The following is an 848-nucleotide window of genomic DNA, read 5'->3' on the forward strand; positions in this document are numbered from 1 at the left end:
GCGTCGGAGTGCGCCGGGGACCCTGCTCCGTGTTCATCCACCCTCTCCCCGGCCCGCCAGCGCCGCTGGTCACGCGTGTCGTGGTCACTTTACGTTCGCCGGCTCAGACTTCGGTACCTGGCCCGGCCGCGACCACTCTGGCGTCCTGGACGAACCGGTCGAGAACGTCCGGCTCCGGAGCGTCGGGCCCGATGTCGCCGCCGATCCGGAGCAGCAGCAGGGTGTCCGAGCCGTCGGGGGCGCGGAAGGCCACGGACTCGACGTACGCCTCGGTGCCGACCTCGGTGGTGACGCGCGTGCGGACCCGGTAGCCCTCCTGTCCGGCGACGGTGACCCGCTCCGACACCTGCTCCCGGGAGTCGGCGATCCCGCCGTAGGAGTCGGGGCCGTAGGAGTCGCGTTCGTTGCCGGCGATGTCGCCGAGCGCCAGTTGCTCGGGGGTGACGCCGGAGACGTCGGGCACGCCGATCAGGAAGACGCCGGCGTCCACGCAGTCGAGTTCGGGGTCGACGGGGCAGGGGTAGCCGCCGGAGGTGGTCACCGAGACGCCGCCGTCCATGTCGCCCTCCTCCCAGCCTTCAGGCACCGGCAGGGCGACCCCGCCGGCCTGGGCCCGGGTGAAGCCGTCCCCCGCGCCGCTGTCGCCGCCGTCCTGGTCTCCCCCGCCCTCGCCGTCCTCGCCGTCCTCGTCGTCGCGCTGGGACGGCCCGTCGGAGCGGCCGGGGCCCGGCCCGGCCTCGTCGTCCGAGGCGTCGCCGCCGGCGAGGAGCAGGCCGGCGACGAGCAGGCCGGTGAGGATCAGGGCGGCGCCGATCAGCATGGCGACGCGTCCGCCCCGGCCTTCGGGC

General features: G+C 75.1%; 1 protein-coding gene. It reads right to left on the reverse strand.

All coding sequences use genetic code 11. The features are described 5' to 3' along the window. Positions 1–103: 103 nt before the first annotated feature. A partial coding sequence (locus E1283_RS37925; RefSeq protein ID WP_165956385.1) for a hypothetical protein occupies positions 104–848 on the reverse strand: 745 nt, incomplete at its 5' end.

Source organism: Streptomyces hainanensis (assembly GCF_004348415.1).
GTDB classification, from domain to species: Bacteria; Actinomycetota; Actinomycetes; order Streptomycetales; family Streptomycetaceae; genus Streptomyces; species Streptomyces hainanensis.